The following is a 20806-nucleotide window of genomic DNA, read 5'->3' on the forward strand; positions in this document are numbered from 1 at the left end:
TGTAAAATGAACAAAGAGATTAATTGATAGAAAGCTGGAAAGGGAATGATAGACGTGAGAGCGGAGCGATCACCTTTTATCAGGTGAACTATTATAGTCTTATTAAGACTGAGGTGAAATTCCGTGGATATTAAAGTAATACATAGTGTGAACAGGCCTTAAAAAACACGAAGTAGTATACTTAAAGATGGATATGGAATTGCTAAATAATTCAAAAAGAATAATGTAATATCAAGTAATAATTTGTACAAACAATATTAATGATCTTCGTAAAAAAGATGCGAGTGTATAGAACAATTACATATTTTATAACTTTTTTATATTACACGATGGTCGTTTATAAGTAGGAGGAAGAGATGTTGAAATATAGTAAATTAGCAATTGTAACTACATTATCAATGATTTTATTAGCCGGTTGTTTCGGTCCGAAACCAGAAGAAGAATTATATGTAGCGTTTGAAAACGCTGCTAAACAAGAAAAAACAATGTTTGAAGATGCAAAAAAACTTGAGACTTTAGAGAAAGAAGGACAAGAATTATATAACCAGATTGTTCAAGAAGGAAAAGATAATAATCAAACTGTTAAAGAAAAACTGAATCAAGCAGTGAAAAATACAACTGAACGAGAAAAAGTGCTTACAAAAGAAAAAGAAGTTTTAAATAAAGCGCAAGAAGAAGTGAAGTCAGCTGATAAGTATGTGAAGAAAATTGAAGATAAGAAATTGAAAGATCAAGCTGATAAAGTGAAAAGCACGTATGAGAAACGCCACGATTCATTTAATAAAATGTATGACAGCTATAACAAATCTTTAAAACAAGAAAAAGAGTTATATACAATGTTACAAGATAAAGGTACTAAATTAAAAGATATTAGTGAAAAAGTAAAAGTAGTAAATCAATCTTATAAGGATATTGAGTCAGAAAAAGATAAATTTAATGAATTTACAAAGTCTTATAATACAGAAAAAGTAGCTTTTTATAAACAAGCAAATATTAAAATTAAAGAAGAGAAAAAATAAAACAGTTTGGCCTACACTTGGCCAAACTGTTTTATTTTTTTGTATAAGTACGACTATACCATGGAACAGGCTCACTTAATTTTTTTTCTTGTTTTAATGCTTCAGGACCAATATAATCTTGAAGTGTTTTTTTTGCTACTGTTAAAGATAAGGTTGTTTTCGGATTTCGATAGGAGGATTCAAGATGACCAAGATGCGGTAGAATTCGAAAATCTTCTTTCGTAGGAGGGATGTGGAAAAAATAATCGCCTAAACGTATAAGGACATCAGATTGTTGTTGGCTAAAACGTGGGTTTCTAGAAAAATGCAATCCTTCTTTAATTGCTTTTTTTTCAGCAATCAAACGTTCTAAAGCTGTCTTTTTTAACCAGTATAAATATTTAGGATTAGTAGCTGCTTTAGCATGACGATTCACAACGAAAATAGATTGAGCTAGTCGATTAATAGAATGTTGGTTTTGTAATTGAGATTGTGGTTGTGAAGGTTTCATATTGAATCTCCTTTCAATTTTTCATTATTATACCATAAATAAAATAGGTATTTATTATACGCAAAAAGTGATTGTATATATTTTCAATATTAAAGCAATATTGTTACAAAAAACAACTATTTTGTATAATAGTAATAGAATATGTTTTTGAAATTTGATAATGAAAGAGTGAGAAGTTTGAAAGAAATATTAAAACAACAGTATGCCATTATAGATATTGGATCTAATACAATGCGTTTAGTTATTTATGAAAAGCAAAATGGAGGTTTTTATAAAGAGATTGAAAATACGAAAGTTGTTGCTAGGTTAAGGAATTACTTAATTGATGGTGTATTGAATGAAGAGGGAATAGAAGTATTATTACAGACATTATTTCAATTTCAAGAAAGTACAAGATTCCATCAGTTGCATCATGTACTTTGTGTTGCAACAGCAACAATTAGACAGTCGGAGAATCAAGAGGAAATTAAAAAGCTTGTTGAAGGACAAACGGACTTTACTCTTAGAGTATTATCAGAGTATGAGGAAGCGCGTTACGGATACTTGGCGGTTATGAATTCTACATCGTTTTCAGAAGGAATAACGGTAGATATTGGTGGGGGAAGTACGGAAGTTACTTACTTTAGAAATAGAGAGATTTTAGAGTACCATAGTTTTCCTTTTGGGGCACTTTCTTTAAAGCAACAATTTATTAAAGGTGATATTCCTACTAAAGATGAGTTAGAGGGAATGCAACAGTATTTAGAGTTTCAATTTCGAACGTTACCATGGTTAATCAATAAGAAATTGCCTCTTATTGCAATTGGTGGTAGTGCTAGGAACTTAGTAAAAATCCATCAAAATTTAATATGTTATCCTATAGCAGGATTACATTTATACAAGATGAAAGAAGAAGATATTGAAAGTGTAAAAGAGGAATTGGAAAAATTGTCGTTCATAGAACTTCAGAAATTGGAAGGATTAGCAAAAGATCGAGCAGATACGATTATTCCAGCGGTTGAAGTATTTCATACACTTGTTAATGTTATAGAGGCACCGGCATTTGTATTAAGTAGAAAAGGGTTAAGAGAAGGTGTTTTCTATGAAGAGTTGACAAAAGATTTGGGGATTTCATATTATCCGAACGTAGTTGAAGAAAGTTTGCATTTACTATCACATGAATACGAAATGGACATGGAATTTGTTATTCAACTTATTAAACATGGAAGACTAATTTGCAAACAACTTGAGGAAATAGGGCTTATTTCTATGTCAGTAAAAGACTGGGAAGTGTTCCATCAAGCTGCGAAAGTATTTAATATAGGCAAATATATAGACGAAGAAGCGAGCCGTTTACATACGTTTTATTTATTAGCGAATAAGACAATTGATGGCATGATGCATAAAGATCGAGTAAGGCTAGCGCTTATTGCATCGTATAAATCAAAAATGTTATTTAAACAACATTTATCTCCATTTGAAGGTTGGTTTGATAAAAGCGAACAAAAAAAAATCCGCCTGTTAGGAGCTGTTTTACAGTTTTCAGCTACTTTAAATGTAAGGCAACGATCGCTTATTGATACCGTATCTATAACAGAAAGCGAAGAGGGATTAACGTTTAAAGTTTTATGTGAACAATCGGCATTAGCAGAAAAAGTACAAGCTGAAAAACAAAAAAAACAGTTAGAAAGAGTATTAAAAACGAATATTAATTTATTATTTGAACTAAAACATTAGGTTGTACGGATGTCTTTACGAAAAATTTACACTTTGTAATATTGTAATTTGATAAAATGAAATTAACTAAATTATAGTAAAAAAGTTTCAAGGGGAAGTGTGAAGAGAATGGAATTATTGAAGGGGAATGCAGTAAATTTAAATGATACAGCTTATTACAATAATCGAGAGTTAAGTTGGTTAGCATTTAATGAACGTGTTTTACAAGAAGCGCAAGATGCAAATAATCCACTTTTGGAAAGATTGAAATTTATTAGTATTTTTAGTTCGAATTTAGATGAATTTTTTATGGTACGTGTAGCGGGATTAAAGGATCAAGTGAGTGCTGGATTTAATCAACCAGAAAATAAAGCTGGCTTAACACCGAAAAAGCAATTAAATAAAATTGCGATAAAAGCCCATGCACTAATGACAGTACAATATGATACATTTAAAAATTATGTATTACCAGCGCTTGAGTTAGAGGGAATTGAACGTTTAACATTCAATGATTTGACGAAAGAGCAGCGAGAATTTATAGAAGAGTATTTTGACGAGCAAATTTTTCCGGTGTTAACTCCTGTAGCTATTGATGCATATCGCCCATTTCCAATGTTATTAAACAAAAGTTTGAATTTGGCTACTCTTTTATATGATGAGAAGCAAGCGGAAGAAGAAAACAGGACGAAGTTAGGGATTGTACAAGTTCCTTCATTACTTGAGCGCTTCATAATTTTACCGAGCGAAGGGCAAAAGCATAAATTTATTTTATTAGAAGACGTAATTAGTAGCTTTACTCATAAATTATTTACGGGATATACAGTATCATCTGTTACTCGTTTCCGTATTACACGCAATGCAGATTTAACGATTCATGAAGAAGGTGCGAGAGATTTATTAAAGGTAATTGAAAAAGAATTAAAAAAGCGTAAGTGGGGTGCTGCTGTACGTTTAGAAGTTGGGAAAGAACACATTGATGAAAGAGTATTAGCGTTATTATATGAGGTTCTGGAAGTAAAAGATGAAGATGTATATATAATGGATGGCCCATTAGATTTGACATGTTTGTTTTCTTTATATAAAAAACTAGCTCCTTTATATGAACATCTTGTATATCCAGCTCTTATTCCGCAACCGCCTCAAGATTTAGGTGATGAAGAAGATGTATTTGAAAAAGCAATTGAGCATGATATTTTATTACATCATCCTTTTGAATCATTTCAGCCGGTAGTTGATTTTGTCCGTGATGCGGCAGACGATCCGAATGTACTTGCGATTAAACAAACGTTATATCGTGTAAGTGGTGATTCACCGATTATTCAGGCGTTAAAGATAGCGGCTGAAAAGGGAAAACAAGTGACGGTATTAGTTGAATTAAAGGCAAGGTTTGATGAAGAAAACAATGTTCACTGGGCTAAAGAATTGGAACAGGCAGGCTGTCATGTTATTTACGGTGTCAGTCACTTGAAAACACATAGTAAAATTACGCTAGTTGTAAGGAGAAAAAACGGAAAAATCGAAAGGTTCGTACATCTCGGAACTGGGAACTATAATGATGCAACAGCGAAGTTATATACTGATTTTGGATATATTACATCAAGAAAAGATTTTGGGGTCGATGCAACCAATTTCTTTAATTATTTAAGTGGTTATACAACAAAGCCACATTTTCATCATTTATCGGTTGCTCCATTTGATATAAGAGAGCAATTTATGGATTTAATAGATGAAGAAATCCGTTATCATAGGCAATATGGAAATGGATATATTATCGCTAAGATGAATTCATTAACAGATAAACCGTTAATAAAAAAAATGTACGAAGCATCACAAGCTGGAGTAAAGGTAGAGCTCATTGTTCGAGGAACATGTTGCCTACGACCTGGTATTCCAAATGTAAGTGAAAATATTCGTGTAGTTAGTGTTGTTGGAAGATATTTAGAACATAGCCGTATTTATTATTTCCATCATAATGGGGAGGAGAAAATATATTTATCTTCAGCTGATTTGATGACGCGAAATATGGAGAAGCGAGTGGAAATATCTTTCCCGATATTAGATATTGAAATGAAGGCACGAATTAAGGCGATTTTACAGCTTACATTAGCTGATAATGTGAAAACACGTGAACAAAATAAAGATGGTGATTACTATTATGTTATTAATGGTAGTACAGAAGAAATTGATAGCCAAGTGAAGTTGTTTAAGATGGCGTATCAAAATACAGACGCTGAATAATGAAAAAAAGTAAAAACCTCTTATGTCCATAAGAGGTTTTTACTTTTTTCTACTCATATGCTCCAAAAATGGAAGGATGAGTAGAAACAATAGTTTTATTATAAGCGTGTAATGAGATGGCTCGTTGAGAGAATAATATTTGAAAGAATCGTTACTTTAACCTAGTAATAGTATGGTTGCTGACATGGTCCACCGTAACAAGGATAAGGTGCTGGCGGCGGGAAAGGTGGTGGATAAGGTGGATAAAATGGTCGAGGGCCGAAAGCTAATGCTCCGCCGAGCAATCCACCAGCAATTCCAGCTAGAAAGGGAACGCCAAAAAACGGGAAGAAGCGTGAGTCGCCTACTGGACCAATAGGTGCTGAACGGACTGGAATTGGTTGATAATATGGATACATGAACATACCTCCTTTATTGGACTCACTTTTATCATATGGTAAACGAAACATGGATGAGCGCGTACAAGAAAGGATATGTAAGAAAATAGGCGAATTATTACGAATGTTGGAGTGTGAAAATTGTGATTTCAGGTTTTGACATGAAACGAAATGGGACACGTGTTCTTCCAAGACCTCGATTGACATAGAGAGTTAAATCTTGCATCGTATAGAAGCCTTCAATATAGTCTTTGGCGAGTGATGGTGTAATAATAGCCCCTAAAAAAGGAATTTGTACTTGTCCGCCATGGCTATGACCAGAAAGTTGCAAGTTGATTGGATATTTGGAAATTTGCGGCGCGATATCTGGCTCGTGAACAAGAACGATGTTATAAGTATTTTGCCGTGCATGTTGTAATGTTTTCTCTATTTTTGGTTTGCCTAGTAGTATATCATCGAGACCGAAAATAGAAATTTCACTATTATCCATTAGATGAATTCTTTTTTCACTATTTAGCAATAGTTCAAATCCTGATTCACGCATGATGTGCTCATAGTATTCAGTTCCATATCCACCGTGATCATGGTTACCATAAATAGCGAATTTACCGAAGGGGGCTTGTATATTTTTTAAAATGGATGCGACAAAAGGAGTGTCAGTATACGTTTGATAATTATCAATGAGATCTCCGGTAAAAAGGACAATATCTGGATTTACAGCATTAATTTTAGAAACAACTTGAGATAAATGTTGAAGCGAGAAATAGTATCCGAGATGTAAATCGCTGAATTGAAGAATTTTCATACCATGAAAACTTTTTGGGATGAGTTGTGATTTTAATGTGTGCTGTGTAAAAGAAATGAAATGGGGTTCTATATATTTAGCATAGTAGTATCCGATGCCACTGGTTATAAATGAATAGAGACAAGTACGCATACCAATTTTCAAAAAATTTCTTCTTGTAATGTGCGCCATAAAAATATGAGTATACCTCAATGTTTTTATTCCATTTAAAGGCTACTCAAATCTCCTTTCAGTTTATTTAAAAATATACTTTACATAATAAAAAATTAGTATAGATTACGAAAAAAATGAATAAAAAGAAAGTTCTTTACATTAAAATATCAGAAAAGTTTAAAAATATAAAGATTTCTATTAAATAAAGTGATAAAATGAATGTGTATTCATTTTTTGGAGGGGATGTATGTGAAAGAAAAGGTAGTTATTATAACAGGTGGATCGAGTGGAATGGGAAAAGGAATGGCGACTCGCTTTGCAAAAGAAGGGGCACGAGTTGTTATTACAGGACGTACAAAAGAAAAACTAGAGGAAACAAAGTTGGAAATTGAACAATTTCCAGGGCAAGTATTACCTGTACAAATGGATGTAAGAAATACGGATGACATTCAGAAAATGATTGAACAGATTGATGAGAAGTTTGGTCGAATTGATGTTTTAATAAATAATGCAGCTGGAAACTTTATTTGTCCAGCAGAAGATTTATCCGTGAATGGCTGGAATTCGGTCATTAATATTGTATTAAACGGTACATTTTACTGTAGCCATGCTGTCGGAAAATATTGGATTGAAAAAGGTATAAAAGGGAATATCATTAATATGGTAGCAACATATGCATGGGATGCAGGTCCAGGAGTTATTCATTCGGCTGCAGCGAAGGCAGGAGTATTAGCGATGACGAAGACGCTCGCTGTTGAGTGGGGACGTAAATATGGAATACGAGTTAACGCTATCGCTCCAGGACCAATTGAACGTACGGGCGGTGCTGATAAATTATGGATTTCAGAAGAAATGGCTAAGCGTACGATACAAAGTGTTCCGCTTGGAAGGCTGGGTACGCCAGAAGAAATCGCTGGTCTAGCTTATTATTTATGCTCAGATGAAGCTGCGTACATAAATGGAACTTGCATGACAATGGATGGAGGACAACATTTACATCAATATCCATTTTAAAAGGGATAAAAAAATGAATGTTTGATTCATTTTTTTACGGTTAAATGTGACGGAATTGTGACATATGAAAGAAAAGTGTTTACAAGAGGTCATATATACGTTATATTTAAGACCTCTTTTTTCTTCATAGTAGAATTGCTAATTCCCCTTAGCATTTTACCCCTCTAATCCCTTCAGGAAAACTGAAGGGATTTTTTATTATTTTTCCGTAAATATCATGTTATAATTTTTGAAAAGTAAAGGGAGGGAAGCACGTTGATAGATGCATTAGATGTAATGAGTAACTTGGATAAAGTCCTTCCTTATTATCAAGCTATTTTTAGTGCTGATGAGCATACTGTAATTGGATATGAAGTAGTAGGACGTATTCAAACAGAAGAGGGCATACAAAGTTTAGCTTCTTTCTTTCACGATGATTCGATTCCAAGTGAATTTCAACTGGAAGCGGATAATATTATAGTAGAAAAAGCTTTAAATCGTTATTTAGAAAGCGATCAAAAATTATTATTATTTATACATCGGAATGCTAATGTATTAATGAATGATGATGATGAAAGCTTGCTTCAACTTTTATTGAGGTATGAAGAACAAGGTTTAAATTTAAAACAAATTGTTTTAGAGATTACAGAGCATGAATGTAAAGAAGATATAGAGCAATTTAATCATTTGCTTATGTATTATCGTACATATGGTATTCAAATTTCGATTAATAAAGTCGGAACGGGTACAAGTAATTTAGAGCGTATTAGCGTGTTAGCACCTGATATTTTAAAAGTAGATTTAACGAACTTAAGGCAAACAGCACTTTTACAATCTTATCAAGATATTTTATATTCTTTATCATTACTTGCTAGAAGAATTGGTGCAACTTTATTATATGAAGAAATAGATGCTTTTTATCAACTGCAATATGCTTGGAAGAACGGCGGAAGATATTATCAAGGTAATTATTTAAAAGAATGTTTACCTGATTTTATTGAAACGAATGTTTTGAAAGAGCGACTAGGTAATGAATGTCATCAGTTTATTCAGCATGAAAAGAAGAAGTTACAAAAAATTTATAATTTAACAGAGATGTTACGCGATCGCATTGGCGATGTTTTATCAAAACAAAAAAAGAATGAAGATATAAATGATTGGTTATTACAATTTAGTCAAAGTGTATCACAGTGTAGTTTTCGTATATTTATTTGTAATGAAGATGGTTTCCAACAATCAGGAAATGTTATGAAAAAAGATGGAGAATGGATTGTGATGCCGGATTATTATATGAAGAACTGGAGCTGGCGCCCGTATTTTCTCGAGAATATAATGAAAATGCGTTTTGAGAATAAGGCGAGGCTTTCAGATTTATATGCAGATATTGAAACGGGAGAAATGGTACGAACATTTTCTTTCCCGATTGATGATGACAACTTTTTATTTATAGATTTATCTTATGAATATTTATATGAAGAAGATGTTTTATTTTAATGCACGAAGAGATTCGTGCATTTTTTGTTTGTTTTTATCATAAATTGGTAATAGTGAAAATGGTGATGAAAATGCTGTCTATCGTTGTAAAGATTTTACGAACGAAATCTGTCCTTTCTTTGCATAATCATTGTTACAATGAATACTACAAAGACAAGTTCTTTTAAAAGGAAGGTGAAAAAATGAGGAAATATGGAATATGGCTTGTTCTATTTGTATGTGTTGCCTTTCTAGTTGGTTATAGTGTTACGACTGTTTTAGGAAAAGAGGAAGTGGAAGTCGATCGGAAAGAAGTATTTACAACGATACAAAAAGGCTATGAAACCCAGTTTTCAATTCGTGGGAAGCATTTGCCGATGAATAAGATGATAGAGACGTTATCACCGTATTTTACAGATAATTTCCTTCAAGTATTTACAGATGAAAATAGCAGAAGTGATAAACAAAGTGGTGAATATTTACTTCCGGCAAAAGAAGCACCGTTTTCTTTTAATTCAGAAACGAAAATGTCGTATGATGAAGAACATAAAAATTTATATGTATATGAGCGGACAAAAAGTGGACAATATCAAATTGTAACATTGAAAAGGGATCAAGATAAATGGAAGTTAGCAGGATATCATGAAAGTCAGGAACTTTTAACTGAAATAAAAAGGTTACAACAATTATAAAGTGAAACTTTTAATCAGTGGGTGGGAGTTTTACTACCTACAAATAGCGGGATAAGAATAGGAATAGGTATTTACCTATTCCTATTCTATATTGAGTAGTTGTTGTAACTTTTCAATTTGAAAACCTGCAACTACTTCGCCATCAATTACGACTGTTGGAGTTGAATAAGAATCATAGTCGTATAAAAGACGATTGCGAGCAGCAGCGTCTTTTTTTACGTCAAATTCTTCATATGCAACGTTATTATGCTTCAAAAATTCTTTTACAATAACACATGGCGGACAATCGGGTTGTGTATAAACCTCAATTTTTTTCATTGTAATTCCTCCTTTTTTCTGTTTTTTATTATATTCTTCCAGTATAAAAACCGCAATAATGAAGGAGAAATATGTTCTTTCTGTTTTTTCCTTCGCATTTCGACAAATTTTTAGTTGAGTTTCTGGCCAATAACCTTTATCCTAGAGTGTGGAACATTTTTTCTGTTATGACGGATAGAATGAGTATAGCTGTAAAACCTATTGGTAGGAAGATCAGAGAAAGGAGAGATTTCATGTCTCTACTCCAAGGAATTTTAACTCGACTTGTTAGTCTACAAGAACAAGCTGAAAGCGGTGAAGTAGCACAACGCTATTTTGAAGTGAACGGTGAGCGCAAATGTAGCGTGAAATTTTTCGATAAAAGTGAAATGTATGAGTTAGAAGTGTATCAACAAGGTGAAAAACCTCAAGTATATCAATTCGATAATATCGACATGGTTGCAATTGAGATTTACGATATCATTTCTTGATACATATAAAAAAGGTACTGCCACATGGCAGTACCTTTTTTAGTTCTATTACTTTCTAGCATAATGTATAGAAATTTTTTATTTTTCCTACAATGGTATTAAAATGAAAATTTAATCCGTGCAAGTTTGCTTATCCATGTTGATAATTAGTCCCGTCAACCGGGTGAATATGTGAAGCTAAACTTCTCACTATCGCTGGGTTTTGCAAATAGCAGGAGAAATATAACTAGGAGGTTATCGTATGGAACGTTTACCAGTTGTGATTTGTCCTAATTGTCAAAGTTCTGCTGAGATTATTCATGTATTAACGGCTCAATCTAATCAAAATGTAATTTATACGTGCCAAGTTTGTCACTTTGTAATTCGAAATATTGAAACGAATAAAGGATAGGAAGTTATAATTTTAGTTTTTGTCCCATACAATGAGAATACGAAAAGTCTGTCTAATTGAAAGGACGTGACTCTGTGGACGGTGCACATAAATTTTACAATGTTTCAGAGAGACATTTAAATTTTGATATGGTCTTTAACCGTATTTGTAGTTTCATTGAAAAGGATCCGCGAAATTTGTATCGATTATCCATTGGGACAGACTCGCAAGCGCATCAAAAGGATACGAGGTTTATTACAGCAATCCATATTCATCGTGTTGGAAAAGGTGCCTGGGGTTGTTTACACCATAGATCAGTAAAAGATAAGCCAGCGACCTTACGTGAGAAAATATATTTAGAAACGCAGTTTAGTCAAGAAATCGCATGTCTATTTACGCCTACTCATATACAAACAATATGGGAGTTATTGCATCCTTATGCTCAAGATGGGGCTGGATTCATAATGGAAATTCATTTAGACATTGGGAATGATGGCTTAACAAAAGAATTTATTTTAGATATGACAGAAAAAATTCGAGCGATGGGATTAACTGCAAAAATTAAGCCGGATGCTTATGCGGCGTTTAGCTATGCAAATCGATATACGAAATGATTTTTTTGTATGTGTACGATTGTTACATATCTTTTAATAAAAACTGAATATTACATCTATTAAATAGGTTGAATTTTTTATATAATAAGAGTAACGATGCGAGTGTAAGGAGAGGGGTATATGCAAAGGGAAGTTGTTTTAACGAAGGAAGAAGAAAGTTTACTACTAGATATTTTATTTCAGCAAAATTACGCAAGTGAAATTTTAGCTGTGGAACTTACAGATATTGAGAATGGTTTGAAACAGACCGATGTGATGCAATATAAAAAAATCACAAGGTTATTTTACAGATTAAAAAATAAAGGGTATTAAGCGCTACCGGAATGGTAGTCTTTTTTTTGTGCGGTATGCTAAAATAGCTGTGTGATTGTATTTTTATTGAAATAAATTTAGGACAAAATAATAATATGAAAACGCTGTCATAAAATGTGAATAGAGTTGTGAACATAAGCAGGAAAAAGGGAAAATGGGGGATGTAATATGATTAGTATTCCGAAAGACGAATTTCAACAAATTCTTGTGAAGGATTTAATGATTTCATCGGAAAAAGTAGCTCATGTCCAAATTGGAAATAGTTTAGAACATGCTTTACTCGTTCTTGTAAAATCTGGATATTCAGCGATACCTGTCTTAGATCCAATGTATAAACTACATGGTTTGATTAGTACTGCCATGATATTAGATGGTATGTTAGGATTAGAACGTATTGAGTTTGAAAGGCTCGATGATATGAAAGTAGAGCAGGTGATGAAAGAAGATATACCTGTTCTTAAATTAGACGATTCATTTGCAAAAGCTTTAGAAATGACAATTGATCATCCTTTTATTTGCGCTGTTAATGAAGAAGGCTATTTTGAGGGGATTTTAACACGTCGAGCTATTTTAAAATTGTTGAATAAGAAAGTAAGGCAACATAATCGATAAAGTGAAAAAAGTGACTTCATAGAAACGAAGAAGTCACTTTTTTTTCGTGCATATCACTTGTGTATGTATTATATTTAAAAAGACATAAAACATAAGGAAAGTTTGCGCTGGACAATTGTATTTTCTGAATGAAAGCATTCGGGTAAATTAAGGATGAAAAGCTTATTGAAATAAGGTGTATGGAAGCTAAGGAAAGAGGGAGAAAGTTGCAAATTGATGATTTTCAAATGATGGTTGTGTTAGCTCAGGAATCAAATATGAGAAAAGCGGCGGAACGTTTATTTGTTTCCCAACCTGCGCTGAGTCAACGATTACAATCTATGGAGAAACAATGGGGAATGAAGTTTTTTATTCGCTCACAAAAAGGATTGACAATTACACCTGAAGGGGAAAAAGTTGCAAATTATGCCAAAGAAATGTTGCAAAGGGAAGAAGATATAAAAAGTGAGCTGGCTGTTTTCAGAACGGAAACTCATGGAACGTTAAAAATAGCTGTTGCATCAGTTATTGGTCAATATTGGCTCCCTCCTGTTTTGAAAAAGTTTGTGCATAAATATCCTTCTGTAAAGATATCGCTGTTTACTGGATGGAGTAGTGAAGTGCAAAAGCAGTTTTATGAAGGAGACGTGCATGTTGCTATACTGAGGGGAACACAAGAATATAAAGGTCAGAAGCAACAATTATTTGAAGATGAACTGTATTTAGTTGATAAAGAAATAAAAGATATTTCGATGTTAAAAGAAACAAATAGGCCGTTCATTCAATTTAAAAGTGACTCGACTTATTATGGACAAATACAAAATTGGTGGTATGGTTTATTTTCTAATCCGCCTAAGCGAACGATTGTAGTTGACCAAATTGAAACATGTAAACAACTTGTTTTAAATGGTATAGGTTATGCCCTTTTACCTTCTACTGTTTTAAAGGAAGTACAGGAAAATATGTATAAAACACCTGTTCAACTGACGAGAGAAACATGGTTGTTAACAAGTGACTCGGCAAGGCAGTTGAAGCAAGTACAAGCATTTTTAGAAATTATAGAAGAAATTCAAAGGGAAAAATAAGATTATTATCTTGCTACTCGCTCTTTCGTTTGGTAGAGTAACATTATAAATGGATTTAGGAGGCAACAAGAATGAAAATGATGGACGCTAACGAAATTATTTCGTTTATTCAAAAAAGTGAAAAGAAAACTCCTGTAAAGGTATACATAAAAGGGGATTTAAAAGAAGTAACATTCCCTGAAACAGTACAAGCATTTGTGAATAAAAAATCAGGTGTATTATTCGGAGAATGGTCTGAAATTAAGACAATTCTTGATGAGAATAATAAGCACATCGTTGACTACGTTGTAGAAAACGATCGTCGTAATTCTGCAATCCCAATGCTTGATTTAAAAGGTATTAAAGCTCGCATCGAGCCAGGTGCTATTATTCGTGACCATGTTGAAATTGGTGACAACGCTGTAATTATGATGAATGCAACAATTAACATTGGTGCTGTAATTGGTGAAGGTTCTATGATCGACATGAACGCAGTACTTGGTGGACGTGCAACAGTCGGTAAAAACTGTCACGTAGGTGCAGGTGCTGTACTTGCAGGTGTTATTGAGCCACCTTCTGCAAAACCAGTTATCGTTGAAGATGATGTAGTAATCGGTGCAAATGTAGTTGTTTTAGAGGGTGTTACAGTAGGTAAAGGTGCAGTTGTAGCAGCGGGAGCTGTTGTAACAGAAGATGTGCCTCCATACACAGTTGTTGCAGGTACTCCAGCACGTGTAATTAAAGAAATTGATGAGAAGACAAAAGCAAAAACAGAAATTAAACAAGAGCTTCGTCAATTAAACCCAGAGAAATAAAAAGTAAAAAAAGCGTAAGAGCGTAAATGGGCTCTTACGCTTTTTATAGATAGAGGTGCAAAAATGACAGTAAGCAAATTTGTCCAAATTCGTAGAGATCTACATAGAATTCCAGAAATCGGATTTAAGGAATGGAAAACACAACAGTATATTTTAGATTATATAGGAACACTTTCTCATGAATTTGTGGAAGTGAAGACATGGAAAACGGGTGTAATCGTTAAAGTAAATGGAAAAAATCCTGAAAAAATAATAGGTTATCGTGCAGATATAGACGGTTTACCAATTACAGAGGAAACTGGATACGAGTTTGCTTCTATTCATGAAGGAATGATGCATGCATGTGGCCATGATGTACATACAACAATCGGTTTAGGCCTTCTAACGAAAGCTGTGAGCGAAAGAATAGATGATGACCTTGTATTTCTATTCCAGCCAGCAGAAGAAGGACCAGGCGGTGCTCTCCCTATGTTAGAAAGTGAAGAGTTAAAAGAATGGAAACCGAATATAATTCTTGGTCTTCATATTGCACCAGAATACGCTGTGGGGACAATTGCAACGAAAGAAGGACTGTTATTTGCCAATACTTCAGAATTATATATTGATTTAAAAGGGAAAGGTGGCCATGCTGCCTATCCGCATACTGCAAATGACATGATTGTTGCAGCGAGTCATCTTGTTACACAGCTTCAATCCGTTATTAGTCGCAATGTAAATCCTCTTGATAGTGCAGTAATTACAATCGGGAAAATTACTGGTGGTACGGTTCAAAATATTATTGCAGAAAAATCTCGTTTAGAAGGAACGATTCGAACATTATCAGTGGAATCAATGAAGCGTGTGAAAAGCAGAATTGAGTCAATTGTTGCAGGTATCGAAGCTTCTTTCCAGTGTGAGGCGATTATAGATTACGGAGCAATGTATCATCAAGTATATAACCATGAAGAGTTAACGAGAGAGTTTATGGAATTTGTACATAAACAAACTGATATGAATGTTATTACATGTACTGAGGCAATGACGGGTGAAGATTTTGGTTATATGCTTCGAGAAATCCCTGGATTTATGTTTTGGCTTGGAGTAAATTCAGAATATGGTTTACATCATGCAAAATTAAAACCAGACGAAGAAGTGATTGAAAAGGCAATTACATTTTTAAGCCAATATGTAAAGTGGAAAGGGAATAGAAAATAAAACTTCCACTTTCTTGAAGGTTCCAAAAAACTTTTTGTTCTGAGGTGTAAGTAACGCTCGTATAGATTGATTTTAGACATTTACATACAAATGGAAGAATTAAAGTTAATTGTACTGTTTTAATAATGAGCAGGGGGTTTAGCCACTGCTCATTATTAATTATTTGACTAACTTATATATGTTTACTTTTAGTATGAAAAGTGTGTAAAATCAATGTGAAACATAGAAAAAAGGGTGGGGAATTACGTGCAAATTAGCAGTGCGATTTTATGTTTCGTCTTATATGCGTATGTTATTATTGCGGCGGTTTATTTTGGGATAAGTTTTTATGCCTATCGTCTAGTAGATAATAATGAATATGACGAAACATACAAATGGGTGAAGAGATATTTATCACCTGTACTAGAAATTATGAATGGGTTTGTGCTCTTTTTATTTATTGGATTAATTGCTTTTTCAACGAGTTTAGTAGGGAATAAAACTACGTTATTTGTATTGGGTATCATTATTTTTATGTTGTTAGGAATAAGGATTGGTAATACGGTCTTTTGGAATGAAAGAAAAGTAGATGGTTGGACGGGAATGTTAATTCCGTGCATGTTAGCTGCAATCGTGACAAATATAGAGCATGAATATTATCAATTACATTTTTGGCTTATTATCGTTTTAACAATTCTTTCTGTTTTGTATATAAGCACAGTAGTACTAACATATATTGCACATGAAAAAGGAGATGTTAAAGGCACTCGTTTCTTTAGAGGACGGGCATTATTTTGGAGTGTGCCGACGATGGCAGTTATCGCGCTTATTGCGATATTAGTAAATGGATATCAATTTTCTAATTGGCAACTATTTTTAGAAAATTGGTGGATCTTTATCTTTTCGTTTATTGCTTTTTTAGGTGCAACGCATTATTTATTCCATCAACATCATTACATATGGGCGTTGTTATTTGCATTCACACAGCTTCTATTTGCCTTTTTTGGTCAAGAAACATTATTATTCGTTTTTGAAACATTTAGTTCTTTTGGAAATATATTTGTATTTGCTATGCTACTTGTTGGTATCGCTTTTTACTTGCAACAATATTTTTATATACAAAAACAAAAATAAGAGCTAATCATAGTTTTTGTGACGCATATAAAGTGTGTTACACTGAAAATAAATAGTACTTGAAGTTATTGGAGGAATTCTTGTGGGTGAGAAAGAAAAAGAATTTGCTGTCATTGGACTTGGTCGCTTTGGTGGAAGTATTTGCCGAGAACTAGCTCAATTAGGTATGGAAGTAATGGCAATCGATTCAGATGAGGATAAAATTAATGAATTTGCAAATATAGCTTCGCATGCTGTAATTGCAGATTCAACAGATGAGATGGTATTAAAAAGCCTTGGTATTCGAAATTTTGATCACGTAGTCGTTGCTATTGGAGATAATTTAAATTCAAGTATTTTAACGACTTTGATTTTGAAAGAGTTGGGTGTAAAAAATATTACTGTAAAAGCTCAAAATGATTATCATGAAAAAGTGTTAAGTAAAATAGGTGCAGATCATATTGTGCATCCAGAACGTGATATGGGAAAAAGGATTGCTAATAATATTGCATCAAGCAATGTGCTAGACTACCTTGAGCTTTCAGATGAGCATAGTATTGTAGAGATTATTGCGAATAAAAAAATTGATGGGCACTCTTTAATTGAATTAGATATTCGTGCGAAGTTTGGATTGAATATTGTAGCAATTAAACGAGGCAAAGAAGTTATCGTATCCCCTCGAGCTACGGAGAATATTCAAGCAGGAGATATATTAATTGTCATTGGTCATGACGATGAAGTGGATCGATTTAAACACTTTTTAAGATAAGAGAAAAGAAAAGGACAATGCCTTCATGGCATTGTCCTTTTTCTTATATTTCCATAATGATTGGTAAAATCATTGGACGACGTTTCGTTTTCTCATATAGGAATGGGGCTAATGTGTCTGTAATTTCATTTTTAATTTCAGACCATTGTGTTGTTTTACGCTCCATTACTTTTTCTAAATGAGTTGTAATTAATGTTTGTGCATCATTGATTAAATCGCTGCTTTCACGCATGTAAACGAAACCGCGTGAGATGATATCAGGTCCTGCTGCAACTTTAAATTCTTTCATATCAATGCTTACAACTACAATTACAAGTCCTTCTTCAGAAAGGATACGACGATCGCGTAATACGATATTGCCAATATCTCCAATACCGTTTCCATCAATGTAGACCGAACCAGATGGGATTTTTCCAGCTACGCTAGCTTCATCCGAACGTAAAGCAAGAACATCGCCATTATCCATAATGAAGCAATTTTCTTCAGGGATGCCACAATCATTTGCTATGTTCATGTGCATACGCTGCATACGATATTCACCATGAATTGGCATGAAGTACTTCGGTTTAATTAGACGTAACATTAACTTTTGTTCTTCTTGTCCACCGTGTCCACTTGTATGGATATTTGAAAGTTTCCCGTGAATTACATCAGCGCCAGCGCGGTACAACATGTTAATTGTACGACTTACGCTAATTGTATTTCCTGGAATTGGTGAAGAAGAGAAAACAACTGTATCTCCAGGAATAATTTGAATTTGGCGGTGTGTACCATTTGCAATACGTGAAAGTGCTGCCATCGGTTCACCTTGACTACCTGTACATAAAATAACAACTTTATTAGCTGGTAAGCGGTTTAGTTGAGATGCATCTATGAATGTATCTTTCGGGCAACGAATATAACCAAGGTTTTGTCCAATTTCAATCGCTGCTTCCATACTTCGACCAAACACAGCTACTTTACGGTTGTTTTCAACAGCAGCTTCAACAACTTGTTGTAAGCGGTGAATATTTGATGCAAAGGTTGCGAATATAATCCGTCCTTCTACTTTACGGAAAATGTCTTGAATACTATCACCAACGCGACGCTCAGACATAGTAAAGTTTGGAACTTCACTGTTCGTACTATCAGATAATAGACATAGTACGCCATCTTTACCGATTTCAGCCATTTTTGTTAAATCAGCTGGTTCACCAACTGGTGTGAAGTCAAATTTGAAGTCACCTGTATGAACGACTTGACCTTGAGGTGTTTTCACAACAACGCCGTACGAATCTGGAATACTGTGAGTTGTACGGAAGAAGGATACAGACGTTTTTTTGAATTTAATAACGTCATCTTCTTGAATCTCGTAAAGTTTTGCTTTACGAAGTAAGCCGTGTTCTTCTAGTTTGTTTTTGATGAGTGCAATTGCTAATTTTCCGCCGTAAATTGGAATGTTCACTTGACGTAATAGGTAAGGGATTCCGCCGATATGATCTTCGTGACCATGTGTAATGAATAACCCTTTAATTTTATCTTCGTTTCGCACAAAATAAGTGTAGTCTGGTATTACATAATCGATTCCGAGAAGTTCGTCCTCTGGAAATTTAATTCCAGCATCAATTATAATAATTTCATCTTGAAATTGAACAGCGTATGTATTTTTACCGATTTCACCAAGCCCACCGAGAGCAAATACAGCAACTTGGTCGTTTTTTAGAAATTTCATATCGCTATACGATTTCCGCTAATGTTAAATCAGCGTTTTCTTTTTCATATTCAAGATGAGCGCCAGTAACAGACTGAACAAACTCGATATTATATGCGAACTTATTTAATTTTGTACGAACATCCTTTTCAGACGTAGCCTCTAAATATAAAACTTTTGTATTTTCACGTACTGGAACCTCAGTTAATTTTTCTTGATAAAATACTTTAAAAATCATTTGGAAAACCTCTCCTTGTCTATGTTTTGCATTATCTGTTACTTATTATAAAGCAAACAGTCACGATTTTCATGTTTTTTCGAATGAGAATGAAGAAAAAGCCCGAAATGGGCACAATTTAAGCGACTGTCTTTTTACGGACTAGACCATTTAAATAACGCTTGAGCTTTTTCTTCAGCTTCTTCAGCATGATTACTCCTTCCTTTCCTTATTTTAAACATGCCTATTACTAGTGAAAACTCTATCTCTGATATAAGAGATAGGACAAAAGTGAATGGTGAATCTTGTCCTTTCCCATACAGTGAAAGTTATTCTATAGTAACGATTAGTAGCCGTTAGTTATAGGTATAGTATGAGGAAGAATGGAAAAGAAAATTCATACGAACAAGTATCCACATGTTTTACTAATATATATATATGCAAAGTTTACAAATAAGGTCAGAAAGGGAACGCTTTCTTCACAGATGTTTAATATGTTATACTTTTTTTTAGAATTTGAAAAGTGATATTCAAAATAGGAATATAGAGTGCCAGAAAGGATTTTGACAAATGAATGATAAAATTGTCTTTTTTGATATTGATGGAACATTATTAGATCATGATAAAAAAATTCCGCAATCTACACGAGATGCAGTAAAACAGTTACAAGAAAAAGGTGTACATGTAGCAATTGCGACAGGGCGCGCGCCATTTATGTTCGAAGATATTCGTAAGGAACTTGATATACATAATTATGTTAGTTTTAATGGACAATATGTTGTCTTTGAAGATGAGGTAATATTTAATAATCCGTTACATCCAGATGCTTTACATAAGTTTACTCAGTTTGCAAAACAAGAAGGATATCCACTTGTATATCTTGACCATCAAGATATGAGAGCATCAGTGGAATATCATGATTATGTGAAAGAAGGCTTTGGAAGCTTAAACTTTGAGCATCCAGCATATGAGCCTAATTTTTATGAGGAACGTAATATTTATCAAACACTACTTTTTTGTGAAGTAAATGAAGAGGAAAAGTTTATTAATCATTATCCAGATTTTCATTTTATTCGTTGGCATGCATATTCAATGGATATCATTCCGAATGGTGGTTCTAAGGCAAAAGGAATTGAGAAATACATTGAAAAGTTAGGTTTTAATCGTGATCAAGTGTATGCATTTGGAGATGGCTTAAATGATTTAGAAATGATCGAAGCCGTTGGCACAGGTATTGTGATGGGAAATGGCCATGAAGACTTGAAAAAACTTGCAAATCATGTGACAAAGGATGTTAATGAAGACGGTATATATCATGGACTAAAGTGGGCTGGATTGCTATAAGTGAATATGGA

General features: G+C 33.6%; 23 protein-coding genes. 17 read left to right on the forward strand and 6 right to left on the reverse strand.

All coding sequences use genetic code 11. The annotated features are described in order from the left end of the window. Positions 1 to 356: 356 nt before the first annotated feature. Positions 357 to 1019 carry a YkyA family protein gene (locus tag ACTFP3_RS14285; protein WP_000922498.1) on the forward strand — a complete coding sequence of 221 codons (663 nt, stop codon included), beginning with the start codon at positions 357 to 359 and terminating at the stop codon, positions 1017 to 1019. 31 nt (positions 1020 to 1050) lie between these two features. Here the strand turns inward: ACTFP3_RS14285 and ACTFP3_RS14290 are convergent, their stop codons facing one another. Next, positions 1051 to 1509: a YkyB family protein gene (locus ACTFP3_RS14290; protein ID WP_000804864.1), complete on the reverse strand. Its 459-nt coding sequence runs from the start codon at positions 1507 to 1509 to the stop codon at positions 1051 to 1053. 141 nt (positions 1510 to 1650) lie between these two features. Between ACTFP3_RS14290 and ppx the strand changes: the two genes are divergently transcribed. Continuing rightward, positions 1651 to 3225 carry an exopolyphosphatase gene (gene ppx / locus ACTFP3_RS14295; RefSeq protein ID WP_440010753.1) on the forward strand — a complete coding sequence of 525 codons (1575 nt, stop codon included), beginning with the start codon at positions 1651 to 1653 and terminating at the stop codon, positions 3223 to 3225. A 108-nt stretch (positions 3226 to 3333) separates the two neighbouring features. Next, the gene (locus ACTFP3_RS14300) at positions 3334 to 5442 is read left to right on the forward strand and encodes a polyphosphate kinase (protein WP_000421680.1); all 2109 of its coding nucleotides are present in this window, start codon (positions 3334 to 3336) and stop codon (positions 5440 to 5442) included. A 161-nt stretch (positions 5443 to 5603) separates the two neighbouring features. Here the strand turns inward: ACTFP3_RS14300 and ACTFP3_RS14305 are convergent, their stop codons facing one another. Further along, positions 5604 to 5840: a hypothetical protein gene (locus tag ACTFP3_RS14305; protein ID WP_000283738.1), complete on the reverse strand. Its 237-nt coding sequence runs from the start codon at positions 5838 to 5840 to the stop codon at positions 5604 to 5606. 97 nt (positions 5841 to 5937) lie between these two features. After that, the gene (locus ACTFP3_RS14310) at positions 5938 to 6795 is read right to left on the reverse strand and encodes a metallophosphoesterase (RefSeq protein WP_149215148.1); all 858 of its coding nucleotides are present in this window, start codon (positions 6793 to 6795) and stop codon (positions 5938 to 5940) included. 231 nt (positions 6796 to 7026) lie between these two features. Between ACTFP3_RS14310 and fadH the strand changes: the two genes are divergently transcribed. The 3 genes from fadH (at position 7027) to ACTFP3_RS14325 (ending at position 9935) form a co-directional block, all read left to right on the forward strand. Beyond that, the gene (gene fadH, locus ACTFP3_RS14315) at positions 7027 to 7791 is read left to right on the forward strand and encodes a 2,4-dienoyl-CoA reductase (RefSeq protein ID WP_000660913.1); all 765 of its coding nucleotides are present in this window, start codon (positions 7027 to 7029) and stop codon (positions 7789 to 7791) included. A 255-nt stretch (positions 7792 to 8046) separates the two neighbouring features. Further along, a complete protein-coding gene (locus tag ACTFP3_RS14320) occupies positions 8047 to 9264 on the forward strand; it encodes an EAL domain-containing protein (RefSeq protein WP_000564306.1) in 1218 nt (405 codons plus the stop codon). A 182-nt stretch (positions 9265 to 9446) separates the two neighbouring features. Next, entirely contained in the window at positions 9447 to 9935 is a 489-nt protein-coding gene (locus ACTFP3_RS14325; protein WP_001233804.1) for a DUF3993 domain-containing protein, read from the forward strand. A gap of 81 nt (positions 9936 to 10016) precedes the next feature. Here the strand turns inward: ACTFP3_RS14325 and ACTFP3_RS14330 are convergent, their stop codons facing one another. After that, positions 10017 to 10253: a glutaredoxin family protein gene (locus tag ACTFP3_RS14330; RefSeq protein WP_000717875.1), complete on the reverse strand. Its 237-nt coding sequence runs from the start codon at positions 10251 to 10253 to the stop codon at positions 10017 to 10019. Positions 10254 to 10486: 233 nt separating this feature from the next. Between ACTFP3_RS14330 and ACTFP3_RS14335 the strand changes: the two genes are divergently transcribed. From ACTFP3_RS14335 to ACTFP3_RS14380, 10 genes are all read left to right on the forward strand, one after another. Then, positions 10487 to 10723: a YkuJ family protein gene (locus ACTFP3_RS14335; RefSeq protein ID WP_000055151.1), complete on the forward strand. Its 237-nt coding sequence runs from the start codon at positions 10487 to 10489 to the stop codon at positions 10721 to 10723. A 241-nt stretch (positions 10724 to 10964) separates the two neighbouring features. Beyond that, positions 10965 to 11114, forward strand: coding sequence for a hypothetical protein (locus ACTFP3_RS14340; protein WP_000440540.1), 150 nt, complete (start codon positions 10965 to 10967; stop codon positions 11112 to 11114). A gap of 74 nt (positions 11115 to 11188) precedes the next feature. After that, positions 11189 to 11707 carry a ribonuclease H-like YkuK family protein gene (locus ACTFP3_RS14345; RefSeq protein WP_000348489.1) on the forward strand — a complete coding sequence of 173 codons (519 nt, stop codon included), beginning with the start codon at positions 11189 to 11191 and terminating at the stop codon, positions 11705 to 11707. Positions 11708 to 11827: 120 nt separating this feature from the next. Then, positions 11828 to 12019, forward strand: a complete 192-nt coding sequence (abbA, locus tag ACTFP3_RS14350) for an antirepressor AbbA (protein ID WP_001188692.1) — start codon at positions 11828 to 11830, stop codon at positions 12017 to 12019. Between the two features lie 168 nt (positions 12020 to 12187). Next, the gene (gene cbpB, locus ACTFP3_RS14355) at positions 12188 to 12631 is read left to right on the forward strand and encodes a cyclic-di-AMP-binding protein CbpB (protein ID WP_000623579.1); all 444 of its coding nucleotides are present in this window, start codon (positions 12188 to 12190) and stop codon (positions 12629 to 12631) included. 179 nt (positions 12632 to 12810) lie between these two features. After that, positions 12811 to 13695 carry a LysR family transcriptional regulator gene (locus tag ACTFP3_RS14360; protein WP_001987174.1) on the forward strand — a complete coding sequence of 295 codons (885 nt, stop codon included), beginning with the start codon at positions 12811 to 12813 and terminating at the stop codon, positions 13693 to 13695. A 71-nt stretch (positions 13696 to 13766) separates the two neighbouring features. After that, positions 13767 to 14489, forward strand: coding sequence for a 2,3,4,5-tetrahydropyridine-2,6-dicarboxylate N-acetyltransferase (gene dapD / locus ACTFP3_RS14365; RefSeq protein ID WP_000783241.1), 723 nt, complete (start codon positions 13767 to 13769; stop codon positions 14487 to 14489). Between the two features lie 63 nt (positions 14490 to 14552). Next, positions 14553 to 15683, forward strand: coding sequence for an N-acetyldiaminopimelate deacetylase (locus ACTFP3_RS14370; protein WP_000218672.1), 1131 nt, complete (start codon positions 14553 to 14555; stop codon positions 15681 to 15683). Between the two features lie 246 nt (positions 15684 to 15929). Beyond that, positions 15930 to 16796, forward strand: coding sequence for a cytochrome c oxidase assembly protein (locus tag ACTFP3_RS14375; RefSeq protein WP_001167321.1), 867 nt, complete (start codon positions 15930 to 15932; stop codon positions 16794 to 16796). Between the two features lie 82 nt (positions 16797 to 16878). Continuing rightward, positions 16879 to 17544, forward strand: a complete 666-nt coding sequence (locus tag ACTFP3_RS14380; protein WP_000504032.1) for a potassium channel family protein — start codon at positions 16879 to 16881, stop codon at positions 17542 to 17544. Positions 17545 to 17587: 43 nt separating this feature from the next. Here ACTFP3_RS14380 and rnjA read toward each other — a convergent pair whose 3' ends face one another. Continuing rightward, positions 17588 to 19255 (reverse strand): ribonuclease J1, encoded by a 1668-nt coding sequence (gene rnjA, locus ACTFP3_RS14385; RefSeq protein WP_000670377.1) that lies wholly within the window; start codon positions 19253 to 19255, stop codon positions 17588 to 17590. A 4-nt stretch (positions 19256 to 19259) separates the two neighbouring features. Continuing rightward, the gene (locus ACTFP3_RS14390) at positions 19260 to 19472 is read right to left on the reverse strand and encodes a DNA-dependent RNA polymerase subunit epsilon (RefSeq protein WP_000576435.1); all 213 of its coding nucleotides are present in this window, start codon (positions 19470 to 19472) and stop codon (positions 19260 to 19262) included. Positions 19473 to 20021: 549 nt separating this feature from the next. Here ACTFP3_RS14390 and ACTFP3_RS14395 point away from each other — a divergent pair. Then, on the forward strand, positions 20022 to 20795 hold the full coding sequence (locus ACTFP3_RS14395) for a Cof-type HAD-IIB family hydrolase (protein WP_000998268.1): 774 nt from the start codon (positions 20022 to 20024) through the stop codon (positions 20793 to 20795). Positions 20796 to 20806 lie beyond the last annotated feature (11 nt).

The sequence above is a fragment of the Bacillus cereus group sp. MYBK5-2 genome (assembly GCF_051915685.1).
Taxonomy (GTDB): domain Bacteria; phylum Bacillota; class Bacilli; order Bacillales; family Bacillaceae_G; genus Bacillus_A; species Bacillus_A cereus.